The sequence below is a fragment of the Nonlabens ponticola genome, assembly GCF_003966335.1.
GTDB lineage: Bacteria > Bacteroidota > Bacteroidia > Flavobacteriales > Flavobacteriaceae > Nonlabens > Nonlabens ponticola.
This window is the reverse complement of record NZ_CP034549.1, coordinates 2,035,280-2,054,098: the sequence shown is the minus strand read 5'-3', so window position 1 is coordinate 2,054,098 and position 18,819 is coordinate 2,035,280. Positions and strand designations below refer to the sequence as shown.

The window sequence follows — 18,819 nt, the reverse complement described above, 5'->3', positions numbered from 1 at the left end:
TAGTGAATGTAGCTGCTATCGATGCTATGAAATAAACGCAGTAGGATCCACATAACCATCTGTATCTGTAGAATAACCAGCACCTAGTTGCCTGTTAATACTATCTCTAATCTCTAGATGCAAGTGAGCGAGGTAGGCTGCATCTGCGTTTCCCATGGTAGCGATTTGATCGCCCTTACCTACGTATTTGCCTTCTTGTACAAGAATGCTCTCACAATGCGCGTACAAAGACTCCATAAAATTGCCATTTGGCATTTGATGAATGATTCTGACGACTTTTCCCCAACCACCACCATGATCTTGAGTAGATTTGACATAACCATTTGCAATGGAATAAATGGGATCGCCCAAATCAGAATTGCCACCGGTCACAGCATTCCAGTCATCACCTAGATGATTATTCTCTTGAAACTTCTGTGCGTTGTAGTAGCCTTTGGCACTAGGTTTACCTACAGGATAATCAAATGAATTTGCAATGTAAAGAGAGTCGTATTTGAAAACTGGAGTTTCAGATACCGTTATGGTAGTAGCTTTTTTATTTATCGATTGACTCGTGGCTGCTGGTTTATCTTGTTTGCAGCTAGTTAATAGCAGCATACCTGTGAAAAAAGAGAATCTACAAAATCGGATTATGAATAAGATCATTTTGAAAAATTATTCACACTTAGTGCCATGCGGTTGCTTTATACCAATTTGGTCTGATTTTATCCAAAACTTTAATATTACCGTCATTTAGTTTTATTGAGCTTTTATCAGTATTTAACTCTTCTTTTGAGTATAGGTATCCTTTAGAATTATCCAAAAAACTATCCACAATGAAATATGCTTTGCCATCCTTAAAATCTACACTATATGCTTTTGTGTTTTCAAATATGAAAAAGAAAGATTCCAAATCTTCAATTGACATTTCCAACTCTTGTAAGTTGTCTCGTTTAGATTCAAACATCAAACCCTTTTCCTTTACATACCCAATATCTTCTTCATTGGTAATTATTTCTTTACCATTTATAGTCGTTGTATTCTCATTTATAGAGAATCGATAAATTTTACTGTTGCTCTCGATTAAATTGGTCAATTCTTCAGCTTTTTCAAAATTAATTGATGGAGTGCATGAGATAATGCATGAAGAGAGTACCAGTAGTTTAAAGGAGTTTTTCATAGGATGAATTTCTTGACAAGATCGTTTTCAAAATCTGATTTTCATCCTTGCTCTGACGAGCGAGTATGTGAGTGAGAAGAAAACAAGAAGTTAAGCATGCTGGCAATAGGCTAAAACTATATTGGCTATGCGTAGCGTAGAAATTCATCGAACTTTGCTTTTCGTTTGGTGTTTAGATAAAATGCGTCCATTTTAGCGATTTAGTTAGTTTTACGTATGGTCAATTCTGAGCATAGCTATTTACTCAGAACTATTTTTTTCAATATTCTGTGTCTCTCAAACCTGTTAGACTTCTGTCTTGTTCCTTCTTTTACTAAAGATTTGTATAGATAAATATCTCTAATTAATTCTGGGAAGTATTTTGCTAAAACAACTTCATTTTCGTAATTATCAATGAAATCGCGGTAGTTGGAAATTTGTTTGTCCGTCAAATTAGCCTGATTGTTTAACAAGTCAAATAAAACTGTAAATAAGGTATAAAAATGTACTTGACGTTTTAAGATTTTAATTCTCTCTGTATTACTATCAATAATCTTATGTATTTCATCGATTATCGAAGTGAATTTGCTCTTATCCTTTTCTTTATCAGGGTATTCGTCATTATACAAATCATAAATCTGATTTAAATTGGCATTACCGATATCTTCACCAATTCCTTTTTTCATGAAAACTAAAAGCGTACTTACAAAGGAGATATCTCTCATTCTTCTTCTATCGGCGACACCAAATATTTTGTTTTCATCCCAAAAATTAAGTTCAGATAGTTTAGAAGCTAAACTCATGAATTCACCCTCAAATTCGGCATTTCTTAGTTCTTGAGGATTCAGAGTCATATTATTACTGTTAAGGCGTAAAAACATATTCACAATAGATACTCGTTCCACCTGATTTCTTACCAATCGTATTGAAAACACATAAGACCAAATTGCCTTTTTATCTTCCGTTTCCAAATCTTTGAAAAATCTATTTTTGATTGTCGAAAGTTTAGGATTATTCTCATCAAGGTGACTTTCTTTGAGCTTATAAGTGTTGGCTATAAATTGAAAAACAGCACCGCATCGTTGTTGCCCATCAATAATTGAATACTTAGTATCTCCTGTATTTTCATCTGTTCCCGTATTCCATAAATAAATTTCTGGTATCGGGTAACCAATAAGAATTGACTCAATTAGTTGAATTTGATTTTTTACTGTCCAAACGTAATTACGCTGAAATGAATTATCTACTTCTAACAATCCTTTTTGGCTAAGGTCATAAAGCCATTTAGATGTTTGTGGTTGTATGTCAATTTGTTCAATTAGTTTCATTCACTGAGTTTTTTAGTTTTGTTATTCCTTTCAGATGATATTCTTCAACCGATTCCCAATCTGAGTATATTCGATAGTTTATTTCATGCTGTATATTGAATGTTAACTGCAGTTCCGCTTTAAAAGCTAGTACTGACCTCTGCCAATTTTCGAGTGTTTCATTTCCGTATGTTGGGTCGTCGTCTTTTATACTTATGAATCCACTGAACACATTACCGCATTTTTGATTGTAATTTTGTAAATATTGTCCTGAAGAAATATCCCTAAAAGCTTCCCAAATGTTTCGGAAAAGTTTATTTGAAACAATTATTAAATCAAAATCTGAATGCTCGTGGAACTCGGACAATTTTTTAGACGGTGAAAAGCTGTATCTGGTTTTAGCACTACCAACAATTGAAATATTGTTAAATGGGATATTTAGATTTCGAGAAATAAACTTTTTAAAAGAGTCGTAATCGGAACTAAAGTCATCTCCATTGTTCTTAAAATACCAAACCTCTTGACCTAAAAGATAATCATAGTAAATGTCCAATTCAGATTTGGAAATCAAATGTTCTATTAGTTCTTCTTTATTCATTTTATTAGTTATGCCTTATTGGTAGATATACAAACATACCCAAAACTATATCACCTATACAGAATCAGAAAGAATGTTATGTGATCGGTTTGAATCATTTGCACATAACACTCTACTGGTGTATTATGCAACGTTATTCTAAAAGAAGTCGACTTTCACCAACATCAATCTTGGTAAAGAAACACAAAACCAACTTGCAATAACCACATCAACATCCAACAAACCACTTCAAACACCGCAGAATCTTTCAAAAAGCAAACTTTCGCGAAAGCGGTATCCACGTAAATAAAAAGCTATCTATTACATCATGAATAGATAGCTATGTAGTATTTAGGTAATCGACTGTGATATGCTGAGACCCTTCGTCTAGCTCAGGCCAGGTAAACAAAACAGAACAATGTGTAATTTAAAAACTCTCAATCTTTGAAAAGATTGAGAGTTTAATACCATTTACTTAAAAGAGATACTATCATAAATCTGCATAGCAGGTTCAAAATACTGGTCGTAATCTTCATCTACTGATGAATATACAAATTGGTAATAGTAATTATCATATTCAAAATAAATATTCATTGAACGCCGCTTTTGACCATCGTAATCAATACGTTCAGTACTTGTTTGAATAGCATTATCAAAATCACTAGAAATAGCTTTTTTTACTTCATCTGTCTTGCGATACTTAATCCAATAATCTACATAATCATCCAGAGTAGTGTAAACATCTTCTAAGGGCAATTTTTCTACGCTCACGTAAGTCCTGAATAATTTACCAGTTTTATGAGGAGTATAGCTTAAGTAGTGGTGATCAACAAATGGTGTCCAGCCTTCTGGTGTGATTACCGTGAAATCTTGATTTTTTCTAATCTTATCGACTTCATCGGCGTCTGATTTAATAACTGAACAGCTTGCCAAAAGAGCCATCAAAATCATCATGACAGCATATCTAATAATATGATGCAAACTAAGCTTCAACAAACTCGCCACCCACTTCAATCTCAACATCCACTTGCTTGTTCAAGATGTCGTCAAACGTCTCGCGCTCACGTATCAAGTGGGCTTTGCCGTTGTGCCATAGCACCTCAGCAGGTCTGTAGCGGCTGTTGTAATTGCTAGCCATGGAGAAACAGTACGCACCCGCATTAGAGAACGACAGGATATCACCTTCGGCGATTTCTGAAATTTGTCTGTTGTTAGCAAACGTGTCCGTTTCACAGATGTAGCCTACCACGCTATAGAATCGGTTTTTACCATCTATGTTAGATATGTTGGTAATACCATGGTAGGAACCATACATCATAGGACGTATCAAGTGGTTAAAACCAGTATCTATGTGTGCGAAAACCGTGCTCGTCGTCTGCTTGATCACATTCACTTGAGCCAGAAAGTGGCCCGATTGCGATACCAGAAACTTACCAGGCTCAAACGCCAGCGCTATATCCTTACCATAGGACTTACAAAATTCATTGAACCTATCGCTCAGTTGATCGCCTAGTTCTTCAATATCAGTCGATACATCGCCTTCCTTATAAGGAACCTTAAAACCACTGCCAAAGTCAATAAATTCCAGATCCTTAAACTTCGCCGCCGTTTCAAAAAGAATTTCCGTTGCGTATAAAAACACGCCTATATCCAGAATATCGCTACCGGTATGCATATGCACGCCATTCACTTTCATGCCTGTATTCTCGACGATGCGCAACAATAGCGGAATTTGATGAATGGAAATACCAAACTTAGAATCAATATGCCCAACGCTAATATTAGCATTACCACCAGCCATTACATGCGGGTTGATACGCACACAAACGGGAACCGTAGGATGCTTGGCACCAAATTGTTCAAGAATAGATAAATTGTCAATATTGATCTGCACGCCCATCTCAGCCACGCGCTCAATTTCCTCAAGGGAAACGCCATTAGGCGTATAGATAATTTTAGCGGGATCCACGCCAGCCGCTAGACCCAGCTTGACTTCCTGTAGACTCACGGTATCGAGTCTGGCGCCTAACTGTTTAAAAAGCTTCAAGATAGAAATGTTTGACAACGCCTTTACAGCGTAGTGAATTCTAAGGTTTTCCACTTTCGCAAAAGCGGACGTCAAACGTTCATACTGCGACACCATCGTCGCCGCATCATAGACATAGACAGGACTACCGTGTTCCTGTGCAATGTTTAATAGATCTTGTGCATTCATTGTTATGCGATTAAAATTGATTAAGCCAACAAAAGTAATAGGGCAAGACCATTTTACCCTATTATTAACGAGAAGTTTATAGAGCGCATCGTTATTTTGCGTGGTTACAGGCCATTTATAACTTGAGTTAAGATGTTGTTTTTCGCTTTAGCTTTCATGGTGTTTTTCAATTGGGCGTTGCACTACGGCACTGCTCATCGCAGCGCCTGCGGCCGGGCTTTCCGCTGCAATCTTTTTAAGCCAAAATGTTTCCTGTAAAAAAGGCTTAAAAAGGTTTTTCACTACAACCTGCCTGCCCGAGGCACGACAGGCAGGTCCCTAACGCAGCAAACTTCTGTCATGCTGAACTGGTTTCAGCATCTGACATGGGTCAGAACATCGCACAGACCCTGAAATAAATTCAGGGTGACAATCACAACCATGTTTGTCATGCTGAATTTATTTCAGCATCTGACTCCACGTAATCGCGTAGGAAACTATTTCTAACGACGGTCACTGAGCTTAGTCGAAGTGCAGTCGTGAAACCTTGGTTGTCAAGCAAAGGATTCAAGATATTAAGAACAAACATGAACCAAAAACAATAGTGATACCTACCACACCAACAACTAACATCCTTTTAAGGGTAATAATTTCGCAATAGCGATATGCTTCATTATTTTTGCTCAAACAATTACAGTAATTAAACAACATATATGAACCTTCACGAATATCAAGGAAAAGAAATTTTAGCTAGTTACGGTGTTACCATTCAACGTGGTAAAGTGGCCACTACAGCTGATGAAGCTGTTGCAGCTGCCAAGGAACTTACTGAGGAAACCGGTACAGGATGGCACGTCATCAAAGCACAGGTTCACGCTGGTGGACGTGGTAAAGGTGGTGGTGTAAAACTTGCAAAAAGCCTTGACGATGTAAAAACAATCGCTGGAGAAATTATAGGTATGGATCTAGTAACTCCACAAACCACTGCCGAAGGTAAAAGGGTTCACCAAGTGTTGATCGCAGAAGATGTTTATGAGCCAGGTGAGGTAGAGGTAGAGGAATTCTACATGTCTGTATTACTAGATCGTGCACAAGGAAAAAATATGATCATGTATTCTACCGAAGGTGGAATGGACATAGAAACAGTTGCAGAAGAAACTCCACATTTAATATTTACTGAGGTTGTAGATCCAGCATTGGGTCTTTTAGGATTCCAGGCTCGTAAGATTGCTTTTAATCTAGGTTTGAGCGGTAAGGCATTTAAGGAAATGACCAAGTTCGTTTCTAAACTATATGCAGCCTATGTAGGATCTGACAGCGCACTTTTTGAAATCAATCCAGTATTAAAGGCAAGTGATGAGCGCATCATTGCAGTTGACTGTAAAATCACTTTGGACGAGAATGCATTATTCCGTCACAAGGATCTAGAGGCAATGCGTGATGTACGTGAAGAAAATCCAGTAGAGGTAGAGGCAAAGGCTGTAGGCTTGAACTATGTTGACCTTGATGGTAATGTAGGATGTATGGTAAACGGTGCTGGACTTGCTATGGCTACCATGGATTTGATCAAACAATCGGGTGGATCACCAGCAAACTTCCTAGATGTAGGTGGTACTGCAGATGCTAAGCGTGTAGAAGAAGCATTCAAGATCATCTTAAAGGATAAAGGTGTAAAGGCAATATTGGTCAACATCTTTGGTGGTATTGTACGTTGTGACCGTGTGGCACAAGGAATAATCGATGCTAAGAAAAGTATGGGTGATGCCATGAACGTTCCATTGATTGTAAGACTACAAGGAACTAATGCAGAGATCGCTAAAGAACTTATAGATAACAGTGGTATGGACGTACAAAGTGCTGTACAGTTCCAAGAAGCCGCAGACAAGGTACAAGCAGTACTCGCATAGTCATCTACTTCTTGGTTGCTTATAATTAGTAGCTACTGAATTAGTATTAAAGAGATAAAGGTTTAGAAAAGCGATGTATTTGCATCAATTTTCTAAACCTTTAATATTTTTCTGCTAACTGCTAACTGCTAACTAATCTTCGTCAGCTTCATCATCTGCAACGTCATCAGCTACTTCGTTGGGATCCATTTCTGGTAGGGCTTCAGGGTCGTCCATCTGGTGGTCATCATAATCATCCACGTCAAATGCCTCCATTTGCATTTCTAATTTTTGCGATATTTTGACAAGATATTTAGTGTCTTCAGTCTTAACCTCGACGGCGTGAATCGTCTCATACTTATGATTCTTAAACGATATGACATCGTCATCGCCATAACCGTCAGGATAGCGTTCTACCAGTAGCTGCAGGACGTCTGGTGTAAGTTTTTTATAATCTACAATAACATTTCTCATGATAAGAGTTTACATTGAAAATGGGAAATTATTAAAAATATTGAGACATCACAATCTAGATGGCAATTTCATCTAGCTTAGGTATAATTTAAAACCAGTAAGAATATCATCAACAGGAACGGTGCAATCTGTTTTAAATGCTCCTATGCTTTCCAGTAACACAAATCTAGTCTCGCCATTGACGTTTTTCTTATCGTGAGCCATAAGTCCAATCATCGCCTCGACATCCTTAATATCAAACTTTATGTCCAATTCAAGAGATTGATACCATTTTTTAATTTGATCAAAATCCGCATCGCTCAAACCAGTAAACTGGCTGCTTAGATATGATTCTATAAGGATACCAGCTGCAATCGCTTCACCATGTAGTAAGGTCTCGTGATCTTGACTGCTCATGCAGTAGGATTCAATAGCATGTCCTATTGTATGACCGTAATTGAGAGATTTGCGAGCACCTTTTTCAAAAGGATCGCCCATGACGACATCATTTTTAATAACAACCGATTGATAGATCAATGGATCAAGACGGTCGTGATCAAAATTCAATTGCAGGTCCAGCATATTTTCCCAGTATCTGCGATCTGCGATGAGTCCGTGCTTAAACATCTCGATACTGCCATTAAGCAACTGTTGTTGCGGTAACGTATCCAGAAACAATGGATCAACCAGTGTCATCGCTGGTGGTTGTATCACACCTATTTGGTTTTTCAAATGACCTAGATCTACACCATTCTTGCCGCCTATAGCAGCATCTACCATACCCAACAAGCTAGTAGGTACATGAATAAAATCTATACCACGTTTAATGGTTGCTGCTATAAATCCACCTAGATCGGTAATAACTCCACCACCTAAACTTATAAAAAGGCTGTTGCGATCAACACCTAATTCAATGAGAGCATTCCATACGCCACTGCAAGTATCAATGGTCTTGAATTCTTCACCAGCTTCAACCTCAATGACTTCTATACGCGCACTAGTTTCTACTTGTTGTATGAATGGTGCATAACAGTGTTGCATCGTATTTTCATCCACGAGGATAAAAATGCTGCTTGGTTGCTTGTTTGCGATGAATTTATTGAGTTCTGTATAGGCCGTTTGAGCAAAATGGATGGCATAATTTGAACTGATTATACTGGTCATGAGGATATAGGATTATGCAGGAAAGTTGGTGTTTGAGTTAGCTTTCGCGAAAGCGTAATCACTACTCATCTCAACATTTTTCTAACTGCATCAAAAGTATGATTTCCCTAACAAATGGGAGCCGTGACCTATTTATATTTGCTACTATGAATCAAAACATTTTTAACGATACCGCGACTGCATTTGCTTTGAAATCTGATAAGGATTTGAAGAAGTCTCAATTCATTTTTAGCATGATGGGAAGGCAATGGCTGGTTGATGTGGGCTCAAAATTGACCATGACAGGTCTTAAAATGGGCTTGCCTATAAAAAAGCTGGTGCGTCATACCGTGTTTGATCAATTTTGTGGCGGTACGACTGAGGATGAATGTATGCCGGTAGTCGATGCAATGTATGAGAAAGGTGTGAGTTCCATTCTTGATTACAGCGTTGAAGGCAAGGAAAGCGAGGCAGATTTTGACAACGTCGTAGGTAAAAAATTAACCTTGATTCATGCTGCAGCTAGCAATGATGCACTACCATTTGAGGTGGTGAAACCTACCGGCATCGGTAGATTTTATTTGTGGCAAAAGCTGAGTGAGAAAAAAGAATTGACAGAACCTGAACAATTAGAATGGGAACGAGTTATCAATCGTGTGGATCTACTATGTAAGACGGCCGTAGAAAGTGATATTGCTTTACTATTTGACGGCGAAGAAAGCTGGATGCAAGACGCCGCCGATGAACTTATAAGAGATATGATGGCACGGTACAATAAGGGTAAAGCCTATATCTATAATACTGTACAGTGTTATCGTCACGATCGCCTAGATTACATAAAGGAGTTATATAAAGACGCGGTTGAGAATGACTTTATCGTAGGTGCCAAAATCGTTCGAGGCGCTTACATGGAGAAAGAACGCGCGCGCGCAAAGCAATTCAATTACACTTCACCTATTTGTGCTGATAAGGAAGAAACAGACGAAGTTTTTAACAGTGTTATGCATTTTATTCTAGATCGACTGGATGTGATCAAGTTATGTATAGGAACGCATAATGAAGAAAGCACGCTGGCTGCCATGAAAACCTTGCAGGAAAAAGGAATTGATGCAAATAATAAGGACGTTTGGTTCGGTCAACTGTACGGTATGAGTGATAATCTATCCTTTAATCTGGCAGCGCTGCGTCATAATGTGTTTAAGATTTTACCTTTTGGCCCGATAAAAGATGTGATGCCTTATTTAATACGTCGCGCGCAGGAAAACACGTCTGTAGCTGGTCAGGTAGGAAGAGAGCTAGCGTTGATTGAACAGGAAATCGAACGCCGCGGTATCTAATTTTCTTTCTCGTAAATAACTTCTTCTACCCGAAGAATCTTATCACAGTTGCGCACTCTAAGAGCCGTTTTTTCCATTTCCTTCCTGCCATTCACATAGTAAAAGCTGCAAGGAACAGTATCTGTATTTGACTTTGAAAAATCTACATCACCGTATAGCAGGATCATCTGTATGGTAAGTGTATCTAGCTCTTGATTTTTGAGTAATTCACGCACTTCTGGTGATAGTGTGATTGATTTTCTTTTAAAATCTGCCATGACGCGATCTTCTGGAAACCAGTTGCATTGCGCTCTTTTACCAGTAAGAAAAAAAACTAGAAATACTAGACCTATGGCAAAACCGCCCATATAATATCCTAGGCGCTTAACAAAATTCATGTAGTGATTTTAAAAGATGAGCAAATTTACATCGCTGCAAGGTAAGTCATACCACTCTCCAACAGATTTGTTGGTCACGATACCGTGATATAAATAGATACCATTCTTGAGTCCTTTGTCCATTCTTATGCTATGCTCAATACCGCCGTCATCTGCAATGTTGAGTAAGTATGAAGTGAAAATATTGCTCAACGATATGCTAGCGGTTCTTGAATATCTGGACGGCAAGTTGGGAACACAATAGTGTGTCACACCGTATTTTACAAATGTTGGCTTCTCATGTGTGGTGAGTTCGCTTGTTTCAAAACAACCACCCATGTCAATACTAATATCAATAATGACGGCACCAGCTTTCATGTTTTCTACCATGGTTTGGGAAACCACTACAGGGGCGCGATTTTGACCACTTAAAGCCGCAATGACCACATCGCAGCGGCGTAATGCTTTGGATAAATATTTAGGTTGCAGGGTAGAGGTATATAAACTTTGGCTAATGTTATCCTTGACGCGTCTTAAGTTTGCGATGCTGTTATCAAAAACCTTGACATTGGCTCCTAGACCAATAGCAGTGCGTATGGCAAATTCACCTACCACGCCAGCACCCATGACAACTACCTCTATAGGTGGAACGCCCGTTATGTTACCGAATAATTGTCCAGTACGATTTGCACCGCTTGTGAGAAGCTCTGCAGCAATGAGGACTGATGCTACCCCTGATATCTCACTAAGAGCTGTAGTTGCAACATGATGTCCGTGCTCATCTTGAATAAATTCAAAAGCTAGTGCCGTGACTTTTTTGGCAGCTAATTTTTCAAAGTATGATTTATTCCTAGTCTTGAGTTGCAGGGCACTTATCAAAACTGTTTGTGGTTTGATCAAGTCTATCTCTTCTGTGCTAGGTGGAGCTACTTTGAGAATAGTAGGACAGGAAAAAACCTTGCTTTTATCAGCCGTAAGTTCTGCACCTGCGTCTAGGTATTGCTGGTCTGTGAAATTACTCTCACTACCAGCACCTTTTTCAAACAATATGCGATGGCCGTGTGCAGTGATAGCAGCAACGGCATCTGGTGTAAGACAAATGCGCTTTTCATACTGCTGGTTTTCCTTAGGGATCCCAATGAGCAATTCCTTTTTGCTACGTTGTATTTCTAACCGCTCTTCTTGCGGTATGAGTTGATCCTTAGTAAAAGGTGTTTGAATAGAGCCCATGGGAGAAAGCTTGTTTGGGTTCTTTTTTATTTAAAGAATCTATCACTAGGTTTCTTTATTCCTTGTTCAATTTCTGAAATATCAATACCGTGAACTTTGTCAAATACGACAGTACGCGCCAGATAACTCATGGATAGTGCGGCAATAACTACGGGAACCAGAAAAGCTAGTTCATCAGATTGATCCATAAACTCTAGATCGTCATTGATGGCACTATACATTTGAAATGCAAACATTGCCATTGGAATAATAATGCAGTGATACCACCAGTGTTTACAAGTTAAGAACCAAAGAACCATCAAGTAGAATGGAATAAACTTACCCATGATCGTCCACATCGACAGGGTTGCAGATTCATACCAACCTGACTCGTATTCAAATAAAAAATTGTTCCAAATCTTCTGATCGGGAACAATTTCATATAAATAAAAAAAGTATGGAGTTATGGCTAGTATTACTGCCACAAAACTACCCGCGACTAGGTAACTTGATCCTCGCTTTTTCGATGTCTTTTTTAGCTGTGTCTTCAGGTGAGAAAGTTGTTGCTGTTGCAGCTAAAGATACTGCAAATAGAGATAAAAATGCAAAAGCTTTGAGTGATTTCTTAGTCATGATATTGAGGTTTAAGTTATTTGTTGAGACAAACCTAATCGCACAACCTCTTTTTTTTACCGTTATGTTAAAACCATGGGTAAAAAACAGTATTACTAGTTAAAAGACTCAATATCTCTTAATACTAACATAAAACGTTGCTTAAAGATAAAACTTTTTATCGATTAACGACATCACTTACTCGAACAGCTCTTTTGTTTTTATCAATAATTTGCATATCGATTAACTGATAACGAGTAAGAAGCGGCATCAAAACCTCTGGCCACTCAACGAGTTTTAAATGAGCACTGTCCAAATAATCTTCAACTCCTATATCGTGTAGTTCATCGAGTGACTTGATTCTGTACAAATCAAAGTGGAAAATTTTGTTACGCGAGGCTTGATACTCATTCACAAGACTAAACGTAGGTGAGGTGATTTCGTCTTGCACACCAGCCAGCTTGCAAATAGCCTTGATAAGTGTTGTCTTACCTGTTCCCATTTCTGCTGGAAATAATAATGTGTCAGCTTTCGCGCAAGCAAGAACATACTGCGCTGCCTCATCAATCTGATCGAGAGTATATTCCATTATCTAGGAGTAAAAACCGCGTAGGGAATAAGCATTTCTTCTAACGAGACACCACCATGTTGATAAGTATTGCGATAATAGCTTACATAATGGTTATAGTTGTTGGGATAGGCAAAGAATAGATCACCCTTGGCAAATATGAAGCTACTGCTCATATTGATCTTAGGTAGCTTAATAGTTGCCGGGTCTGTTGCGGCAACCACGTCTTTGTCTTCATAACTCAAGCTGCGACCGGTCTTATAACGCAGATTCAAACTTGTGTTCTTGTCGCCAACCACCTTACTAGGTTGCGATACGTTGATCGTACCGTGATCGGTTGTAAGTATGAGTTTCATGCCCATTTCTTGACCGCGCTGTATCATTTCTAACAATGGCGAGTTCTTGAACCAACTAACGGTAAGAGACCTATAGGATTTATCAGTGCTTGCAAGATCCTTGATGACTTCCATCTCGGTTTTAGAATGTGATAACATATCCACAAAATTATAAACGATCACCGTGAGATCATTATCCTTTTGAGTTTTGAAATTCTCCGCTAGCTTGCGGCCACTGCTCTCATTGGTAATCTTATGATATTGATGGTTGATGTTTAACCCTAATCGTTTGAGCTGCGCTTCTAGGAACTCGTTCTCGTGCATATTCTTACCACCTTCATCGGTATCGTTGAGCCACAAATTAGGATGTCTTTTTTCCATATCTGCCGGCATGAGTCCAGAGAATATGGCATTGCGCGCATACTGTGTTGCCGTAGGTAAAATAGAACAGTATGGATCCTCTTCAACTTTCTTGTAATGATTATTGATGATATTTTCAAACGCCTTGAATTGATCATACCTTAAATTATCAATAACGACTAGTAACACAGGTTGTTTCTCTTTAAGATGTGGTGCAACCCTTTGTTTAAATAAAGTATGACTCAAGGTAGGCGCGTCTTCTTCATCGTCAAACCAGCCGGAATAATTGCGATCAATAAATTTGCAGAATTGTTGATTGGCCTCTGTTTTTTGAGCCGTCAATATTTCAAACATTCCTGTGTCGTCAATATCTTCTAGTTCAAGTTCCCAAAAGAGCAACTTTTGATACAGCTGCACCCATTCATCATAACTATTGATCATCGACAAATCCATTGCTATCTTACGGAATTCTCGCTGGTAATCACTAGTGGTCTTTGCATTCACTAGTCTTGAATGATCCAGATTCTTTTTGAGAGAAAGCAAAATTTGATTAGGGTTCACCGGTTTAATCAGATAATCGGCAATCTTTGAACCTATGGCTTCTTCCATGATGTATTCTTCCTCACTTTTGGTAATCATGATGACTGGAAGATTAGCTTGTTTTTCCTTGATTTCATGCAAAGTTTCAAGACCAGTGATACCTGGCATATTTTCATCCAGAAGAACTATGTCGTATAACTCTTCATCAATCGCCTCAAGAGCCTCACTTCCTGAGATTCTGGTGTCGATGGAATAACCCTTGGATTCTAAAAAAATGATGTGCGGTTTGAGTAGATCAACTTCATCATCTACCCATAATATTTTGATTGCAGCCATATAGTATCTTTGATTAAAACTGTAGCGTTTGAAACAGCCCAACAAACTTAAAATATTAAACGATCCCATCTACGGGTTTATTTCAATCCCAAGCGATGAGATCTATAGATTGATCGAGCATCCATACTTCCAGCGGTTGCGTCGCATCACTCAAATGGGCTTGAGTTATCTGGTGTATCCTGGAGCACACCATACACGATTTCATCATGCTCTAGGCTGTTTACACTTAATGCAAAAAGCGGTTCAAGTACTTAGAAGCAAGGCGGTTGAAATATCTGCAAGTGAAGAGGACGCATTGTATAAGGCTATTTTATTACACGATATAGGTCACGGGCCATTTAGCCATGCGCTGGAAAATCTGCTGGTTTCAAGCAAAAGCCACGAGGAAATATCGCTCCTATATATGGAAGAGTTGAACGACCTTTTTAACGGGAGTTTAACCCTAGCAATTCAAATATTTAAAGGTGAGTATCATCGACCGTTCATGCTGGAGCTCATTTCAAGCCAGCTGGATATTGATCGATTAGATTACTTAAAGCGAGATAGTTTTTATACAGGTGTTGCAGAAGGTAATATCAACAGCCAGCGACTCATCAGTATGCTCAACGTTGTTGATGACCAACTAGTGGTAGAGGAAAAAGCCCTGTATAGCGTTGAGAACTTCCTGTCAGGCCGTCGTTTGATGTACTGGCAAGTCTATTTACATAAAACGGGAATAGGAGCAGAACATTTACTGCAGTCAGTCATCAAACGAGTGCACGAACTGGTGCAGCTAGAGCACGAAGTTCATATTCCTATGACGCTCAAACCGTTTTTTGGACATCAGGAATTTAGTTTAAAGCAATTTGCTTTAATTGACGACAGCGATATCATCCACTTGCTCAAAGCTAATATGCAAAATGATGATCATGTCCTGCGTGAATTGTGCACCATGATATTGAATCGACAATTGCTTAAAATCAAGTTTTCAAAAACTGAGATTTCGAATAAAAAAATCAATAGTAAGATTGAGAAATTAATGACGGCGTACAACTTCAGTACTCACGAGGCTGCTTATTTTGTGTTTAGCGGTGTGGTTGATAATACCGCTTACGCGAAAGCGAAACCCATAAAAATCCTTACCAAAACAGGAAAGATCAAAGAGTTTTTAAGGGCTAGTAAAGAACCTAGCTTTAAAGCATTGGGACAAAGTGTTTCAAAACATTACTATTGCTATCCCAAAAATCAAGATTGATTTAAATCCTTACTTTTGTTTCAATGAAATTTAGTCTTGAACAGATTGCTGGAATTCTAGAAGGAACCGTTGTCGGTGATCCACAAAAACAAGTGGATAAACTTTCTAAGATAGAAGAAGGAACTCATGGTAGTTTGAGCTTTCTATCAAATCCCAAATACACCTCATACATTTATACCACTCAGGCAACAGCTGTTATTGTCAATGATACTTTTGTGCCAGAACAAGAGATTTCTTGTGCCCTGATAAAAGTCAAGGATTCATACAAGGCATTTTCCACTTTATTAGAGTACTATCAAGCTGCCAAGCTTAATAAATCTGGCATCGAGCAGCCTAGCTTTGTCCATGAATCAGTAACGGTTGCGCAGGATATTTATCTAGGAGCGTTTAGTTATATATCTGAGAATGTGAAAATCGGTAATGGAGTTAAGATATTTCCCAACGTTCATATTGCAGAGAATGTCACTATCGGAGATAATTGTGTGATTTATTCTGGTGCAAAAATCATGTCTGATACCATCATAGGAAACAGCGTAGTCATCAATTCTGGATGCGTTATTGGTGCCGACGGTTTTGGTTTTTCACCTAATGAAGATGGTAGCTATTCCAAAGTGCCACAAACAGGTAATGTTATTTTAGAGGATTTTGTTGATATAGGTGCGTTAACCACTATTGATAGAGCCACTTTAGGCAGTACCATTATTAGAAAAGGAGTGAAGCTAGATAACCAGATACAGGTAGCTCACAATGTTGAAATAGGAGAAAATACCGTCATCGCTTCCCAAACTGGGATCGCAGGATCTGCTAAAATTGGGAAAAACTGCCGTATAGGTGGTCAAGTAGGTATTGCCGGTCATATTACCATAGGTGATAATGTAGGTGTCCAGGCTCAAAGTGGTATTGGAAAGAATATTAAAGATAATTCCAACATTCAAGGCTCACCAGCTTTTGACTACGGTTCATGGAATAGATCCTATGTCAATTTTAAAAATTTACCAACTATAGAACAACGACTGCGCGCAGTCGAGAAAAATATAAACGCATAAATGACGGCAACAGAATTTAAGCAAACCACTATTGAAAAAGAGGTAGAGCTAACAGGTGTTGGCTTGCATACCGGCAAATCGGTAACTCTCAACTTCAAACCAGCACCAGCAGATCACGGATATGCTTTCCAGAGATCAGATCTTGAAGGGCAACCAGTGATTGAAGCTTCAGCTAGTTATGTGACTGATACTAAGCGAGGAACTACGTTAGATAAAAATGGGGTTCAAATCAATACCTGTGAGCACGTTCTTGCGGCATTGGTAGGAATGGAAATAGACAACTGTCTAATAGAAATAAACAGTAGCGAGCCACCGATAATGGATGGATCCTCAAAATTCTTTGTAGAAGCTCTTGAAAAAGCTGGTAAGAAAGAATTAGATAAGGTGCGTAAGGAGTTTGTGGTAAAGGACATTATCTCTTACAAGGATGAAGAAACGGGTAGTGAGATAATACTGATGCCTGCCGATAATTATCAGGTCACCACTATGGTGGACTTTGGTACTAAAGTCCTTGGTACTCAAAACGCTACGCTTAATAAACTTTCTGATTTTAAGAAAGAGATCTCTAGTTCAAGAACATTTAGTTTTTTACATGAGATTGAAATGTTGCTTGATCATGGATTGATTCAAGGTGGCGATCTCAACAATGCCATTGTATATGTAGACAAAGAGCTTTCTGAAAAGACAATGAACAGTCTCAAAAAGGCCTTTAACAAAGAGAATATTTCCATCAAGCCTAATGGTATTCTTGACAACCTGACATTGCATCATCCTAATGAGGCAGCGAGACACAAGCTGCTGGATGTTATAGGAGATCTAGCATTAGTCGGCTATCGCATAAGAGGTAAAGTCATCGCGACTAAGCCAGGCCATTATGTCAATACACAGTTTGCCAAAAAGCTTTCTAAAATCATTAAGAAAGAAATACGAGACAACGTTCCCGTAGTTGATATACATGCAGAGCCACTTATGGATACTGTGAAGATCATGGAAGTGTTGCCGCATAGACCACCATTCTTATTAGTTGATAAAATATTTAAGCTTACAGATACTGAGGTGATCGGTCTTAAGAATGTCACAATGAACGAGCCGTTCTTTGTAGGTCATTTTCCTGGCAAACCCGTGATGCCAGGAGTGCTTATTGTTGAGGCAATGGCGCAAAATGGTGGTATTCTAGTTTTAAGCACCGTACCAGATCCCGAAAACTATTTGACCTTTTTCATGAAAATGGACAACGTCAAATTTAAACGCATGGTATCTCCAGGCGATACACTCATCTTTAAGGCGGAATTAATAACACCTATAAGAAGAGGAATTGCCCACATGCAAGCGTACGCGTACGCAAACGGAGTTTTATGTGCAGAGGCAGAACTCATGGCACAAATTTCAAAAGTCAAATAATGAATCAACCACTAGCATACGTCCATCCAGGAGCCAAAATTGCCAAAAATGTGGTCATTGAACCCTTTACAACCATTCATAATGATGTTGTAATTGGCGATGGCACGTGGATTGGATCCAATGTAACCATCATGGAAGGTGCTCGCATAGGTAAAAATGTGAGCATTTTTCCAGGCGCTGTAATCAGTGCCATCCCACAAGACAAGAAGTTTGAAGATGAGGATACGGTAACTATTATAGGAGATAACACAACCATAAGAGAATGTGTTACCATCAATCGTGGTACGAGCGATCGCGGTAAGACCGTCATCGGTAACAATTGCTGGATTATGGCTTACTGTCATATTGCCCATGATTGTATCGTTGGTGATCACTGTATTTTTTCAAACAATAGTACACTAGCTGGCCACATCACCGTTGGTGATCACGTGGTTTTGGCAGGTATGGCTGCCGTACAGCAATTCTGTCAAGTAGGTAGTCACTCTTTCGTGACTGGTGGCTCACTTGTGAGAAAAGATGTACCACCGTATGTTAAGGCTGGTCGCGAACCGTTAAGTTATGTAGGTATTAATTCGGTAGGGTTGAGACGTCGTGGATTTCAATTAGAAAAAATACGTGAGATACAGGATATCTTCAGAATCCTATATCAAAAGAACTATAACGTCTCACAGGCCGTCGAAATCATCGAGGCAGAGATGAGCGCCACCACTGAGCGTGACGAAATATTAGAATTTATTAAAAACTCAAAACGAGGTATCATGAGAGGATACCTAGGAAGTAACTAACA

At 38.8% G+C, this 18,819-nt stretch carries 20 protein-coding genes; 7 read left to right on the top strand and 13 right to left on the bottom strand.

Translation table 11 applies throughout. From position 1 onward, the window contains the following. Positions 1-24: 24 nt before the first annotated feature. The 6 genes from EJ995_RS09320 to lysA all read right to left on the bottom strand — a co-directional run bounded on the left by EJ995_RS09320 (position 25) and on the right by lysA (position 5,237). Positions 25-597 carry a M23 family metallopeptidase gene (locus EJ995_RS09320; protein ID WP_126447868.1) on the bottom strand — a complete coding sequence of 191 codons (573 nt, stop codon included), beginning with the start codon at positions 595-597 and terminating at the stop codon, positions 25-27. Positions 598-664: 67 nt separating this feature from the next. Then, a complete protein-coding gene (locus EJ995_RS09315; protein ID WP_126447866.1) occupies positions 665-1,159 on the bottom strand; it encodes a hypothetical protein in 495 nt (164 codons plus the stop codon). Positions 1,160-1,395: 236 nt separating this feature from the next. Continuing rightward, positions 1,396-2,466, bottom strand: coding sequence for a DUF262 domain-containing protein (locus tag EJ995_RS09310; RefSeq protein WP_126447864.1), 1,071 nt, complete (start codon positions 2,464-2,466; stop codon positions 1,396-1,398). Then, positions 2,453-3,043, bottom strand: coding sequence for a hypothetical protein (locus EJ995_RS09305; RefSeq protein WP_126447862.1), 591 nt, complete (start codon positions 3,041-3,043; stop codon positions 2,453-2,455). Before EJ995_RS09305 ends, EJ995_RS09310 begins: the two co-directional genes overlap by 14 nt. Before the next feature lie 450 nt (positions 3,044-3,493). Continuing rightward, on the bottom strand, positions 3,494-3,964 hold the full coding sequence (locus EJ995_RS09300) for a hypothetical protein (RefSeq protein WP_126447859.1): 471 nt from the start codon (positions 3,962-3,964) through the stop codon (positions 3,494-3,496). Between the two features lie 40 nt (positions 3,965-4,004). Further along, positions 4,005-5,237, bottom strand: a complete 1,233-nt coding sequence (lysA, locus tag EJ995_RS09295; RefSeq protein ID WP_126447857.1) for a diaminopimelate decarboxylase — start codon at positions 5,235-5,237, stop codon at positions 4,005-4,007. A 692-nt stretch (positions 5,238-5,929) separates the two neighbouring features. Between lysA and sucC the strand changes: the two genes are divergently transcribed. Beyond that, the gene (sucC, locus tag EJ995_RS09290) at positions 5,930-7,123 is read left to right on the top strand and encodes an ADP-forming succinate--CoA ligase subunit beta (RefSeq protein ID WP_126447855.1); all 1,194 of its coding nucleotides are present in this window, start codon (positions 5,930-5,932) and stop codon (positions 7,121-7,123) included. A gap of 132 nt (positions 7,124-7,255) precedes the next feature. Here sucC and EJ995_RS09285 read toward each other — a convergent pair whose 3' ends face one another. Beyond that, positions 7,256-7,576 carry a hypothetical protein gene (locus EJ995_RS09285; RefSeq protein ID WP_126447853.1) on the bottom strand — a complete coding sequence of 107 codons (321 nt, stop codon included), beginning with the start codon at positions 7,574-7,576 and terminating at the stop codon, positions 7,256-7,258. Positions 7,577-7,648: 72 nt separating this feature from the next. Further along, a complete protein-coding gene (gene aroB / locus EJ995_RS09280) occupies positions 7,649-8,719 on the bottom strand; it encodes a 3-dehydroquinate synthase (RefSeq protein ID WP_126447851.1) in 1,071 nt (356 codons plus the stop codon). 146 nt (positions 8,720-8,865) lie between these two features. Here aroB and EJ995_RS09275 point away from each other — a divergent pair, with 146 nt between their 5' ends. Then, positions 8,866-10,035 carry a proline dehydrogenase family protein gene (locus EJ995_RS09275; protein ID WP_126447849.1) on the top strand — a complete coding sequence of 390 codons (1,170 nt, stop codon included), beginning with the start codon at positions 8,866-8,868 and terminating at the stop codon, positions 10,033-10,035. Here EJ995_RS09275 and EJ995_RS09270 read toward each other — a convergent pair. Genes EJ995_RS09270 through EJ995_RS13250 form a run of 3 tightly spaced genes read right to left on the bottom strand, consistent with a single transcriptional unit; the run spans position 10,032 to position 11,959 of the window. After that, positions 10,032-10,412 (bottom strand): DUF4258 domain-containing protein, encoded by a 381-nt coding sequence (locus EJ995_RS09270; RefSeq protein WP_126447847.1) that lies wholly within the window; start codon positions 10,410-10,412, stop codon positions 10,032-10,034. The two genes, EJ995_RS09275 and EJ995_RS09270, sit on opposite strands and share 4 nt — an antisense overlap. 9 nt (positions 10,413-10,421) lie before the next feature. Further along, positions 10,422-11,621 carry an alanine dehydrogenase gene (locus EJ995_RS09265; protein ID WP_126447845.1) on the bottom strand — a complete coding sequence of 400 codons (1,200 nt, stop codon included), beginning with the start codon at positions 11,619-11,621 and terminating at the stop codon, positions 10,422-10,424. Positions 11,622-11,647: 26 nt separating this feature from the next. Next, positions 11,648-11,959 (bottom strand): hypothetical protein, encoded by a 312-nt coding sequence (locus EJ995_RS13250; RefSeq protein WP_241234621.1) that lies wholly within the window; start codon positions 11,957-11,959, stop codon positions 11,648-11,650. 98 nt (positions 11,960-12,057) lie between these two features. Here EJ995_RS13250 and EJ995_RS09255 point away from each other — a divergent pair, with 98 nt between their 5' ends. Continuing rightward, the gene (locus EJ995_RS09255) at positions 12,058-12,336 is read left to right on the top strand and encodes a hypothetical protein (protein ID WP_126447841.1); all 279 of its coding nucleotides are present in this window, start codon (positions 12,058-12,060) and stop codon (positions 12,334-12,336) included. A gap of 54 nt (positions 12,337-12,390) precedes the next feature. Here the strand turns inward: EJ995_RS09255 and tsaE are convergent, their stop codons facing one another. Next, on the bottom strand, positions 12,391-12,801 hold the full coding sequence (tsaE, locus tag EJ995_RS09250) for a tRNA (adenosine(37)-N6)-threonylcarbamoyltransferase complex ATPase subunit type 1 TsaE (protein WP_126447839.1): 411 nt from the start codon (positions 12,799-12,801) through the stop codon (positions 12,391-12,393). Then, positions 12,801-14,351 carry a T9SS response regulator signal transducer PorX gene (gene porX / locus EJ995_RS09245; RefSeq protein WP_126447837.1) on the bottom strand — a complete coding sequence of 517 codons (1,551 nt, stop codon included), beginning with the start codon at positions 14,349-14,351 and terminating at the stop codon, positions 12,801-12,803. The genes tsaE and porX overlap by 1 nt, the downstream gene beginning before the upstream one ends. Before the next feature lie 28 nt (positions 14,352-14,379). Between porX and EJ995_RS09240 the strand changes: the two genes are divergently transcribed. Genes EJ995_RS09240 through lpxA form a run of 4 tightly spaced genes read left to right on the top strand, consistent with a single transcriptional unit; the run spans position 14,380 to position 18,817 of the window. Then, on the top strand, positions 14,380-15,585 hold the full coding sequence (locus EJ995_RS09240) for an HD domain-containing protein (protein WP_126447835.1): 1,206 nt from the start codon (positions 14,380-14,382) through the stop codon (positions 15,583-15,585). A 23-nt stretch (positions 15,586-15,608) separates the two neighbouring features. Continuing rightward, entirely contained in the window at positions 15,609-16,631 is a 1,023-nt protein-coding gene (lpxD, locus tag EJ995_RS09235; RefSeq protein WP_126447833.1) for a UDP-3-O-(3-hydroxymyristoyl)glucosamine N-acyltransferase, read from the top strand. Continuing rightward, positions 16,632-18,032, top strand: coding sequence for a bifunctional UDP-3-O-[3-hydroxymyristoyl] N-acetylglucosamine deacetylase/3-hydroxyacyl-ACP dehydratase (locus tag EJ995_RS09230; RefSeq protein ID WP_126447831.1), 1,401 nt, complete (start codon positions 16,632-16,634; stop codon positions 18,030-18,032). After that, entirely contained in the window at positions 18,032-18,817 is a 786-nt protein-coding gene (gene lpxA, locus EJ995_RS09225) for an acyl-ACP--UDP-N-acetylglucosamine O-acyltransferase (RefSeq protein ID WP_126447829.1), read from the top strand. Before EJ995_RS09230 ends, lpxA begins: the two co-directional genes overlap by 1 nt. Positions 18,818-18,819: the final 2 nt, after the last annotated feature.

Bases quoted from the DNA above. Each gene is read 5' to 3' on its own strand.
- EJ995_RS09320 (WP_126447868.1), bottom strand. From the start codon at position 597: ATGCTGCTATTAACTAGCTGCAAACAAGATAAACCAGCAGCCACGAGT.
- EJ995_RS09315 (WP_126447866.1), bottom strand. From the start codon at position 1,159: ATGAAAAACTCCTTTAAACTACTGGTACTCTCTTCATGCATTATCTCA.
- EJ995_RS09310 (WP_126447864.1), bottom strand. From the start codon at position 2,466: ATGAAACTAATTGAACAAATTGACATACAACCACAAACATCTAAATGG.
- EJ995_RS09305 (WP_126447862.1), bottom strand. From the start codon at position 3,043: ATGAATAAAGAAGAACTAATAGAACATTTGATTTCCAAATCTGAATTG.
- EJ995_RS09300 (WP_126447859.1), bottom strand. From the start codon at position 3,964: ATGGCTCTTTTGGCAAGCTGTTCAGTTATTAAATCAGACGCCGATGAA.
- lysA (WP_126447857.1), bottom strand. From the start codon at position 5,237: ATGAATGCACAAGATCTATTAAACATTGCACAGGAACACGGTAGTCCT.
- sucC (WP_126447855.1), top strand. From the start codon at position 5,930: ATGAACCTTCACGAATATCAAGGAAAAGAAATTTTAGCTAGTTACGGT.
- EJ995_RS09285 (WP_126447853.1), bottom strand. From the start codon at position 7,576: ATGAGAAATGTTATTGTAGATTATAAAAAACTTACACCAGACGTCCTG.
- aroB (WP_126447851.1), bottom strand. From the start codon at position 8,719: ATGACCAGTATAATCAGTTCAAATTATGCCATCCATTTTGCTCAAACG.
- EJ995_RS09275 (WP_126447849.1), top strand. From the start codon at position 8,866: ATGAATCAAAACATTTTTAACGATACCGCGACTGCATTTGCTTTGAAA.
- EJ995_RS09270 (WP_126447847.1), bottom strand. From the start codon at position 10,412: ATGAATTTTGTTAAGCGCCTAGGATATTATATGGGCGGTTTTGCCATA.
- EJ995_RS09265 (WP_126447845.1), bottom strand. From the start codon at position 11,621: ATGGGCTCTATTCAAACACCTTTTACTAAGGATCAACTCATACCGCAA.
- EJ995_RS13250 (WP_241234621.1), bottom strand. From the start codon at position 11,959: ATGTGGACGATCATGGGTAAGTTTATTCCATTCTACTTGATGGTTCTT.
- EJ995_RS09255 (WP_126447841.1), top strand. From the start codon at position 12,058: ATGGAGTTATGGCTAGTATTACTGCCACAAAACTACCCGCGACTAGGT.
- tsaE (WP_126447839.1), bottom strand. From the start codon at position 12,801: ATGGAATATACTCTCGATCAGATTGATGAGGCAGCGCAGTATGTTCTT.
- porX (WP_126447837.1), bottom strand. From the start codon at position 14,351: ATGGCTGCAATCAAAATATTATGGGTAGATGATGAAGTTGATCTACTC.
- lpxD (WP_126447833.1), top strand. From the start codon at position 15,609: ATGAAATTTAGTCTTGAACAGATTGCTGGAATTCTAGAAGGAACCGTT.
- EJ995_RS09230 (WP_126447831.1), top strand. From the start codon at position 16,632: ATGACGGCAACAGAATTTAAGCAAACCACTATTGAAAAAGAGGTAGAG.
- lpxA (WP_126447829.1), top strand. From the start codon at position 18,032: ATGAATCAACCACTAGCATACGTCCATCCAGGAGCCAAAATTGCCAAA.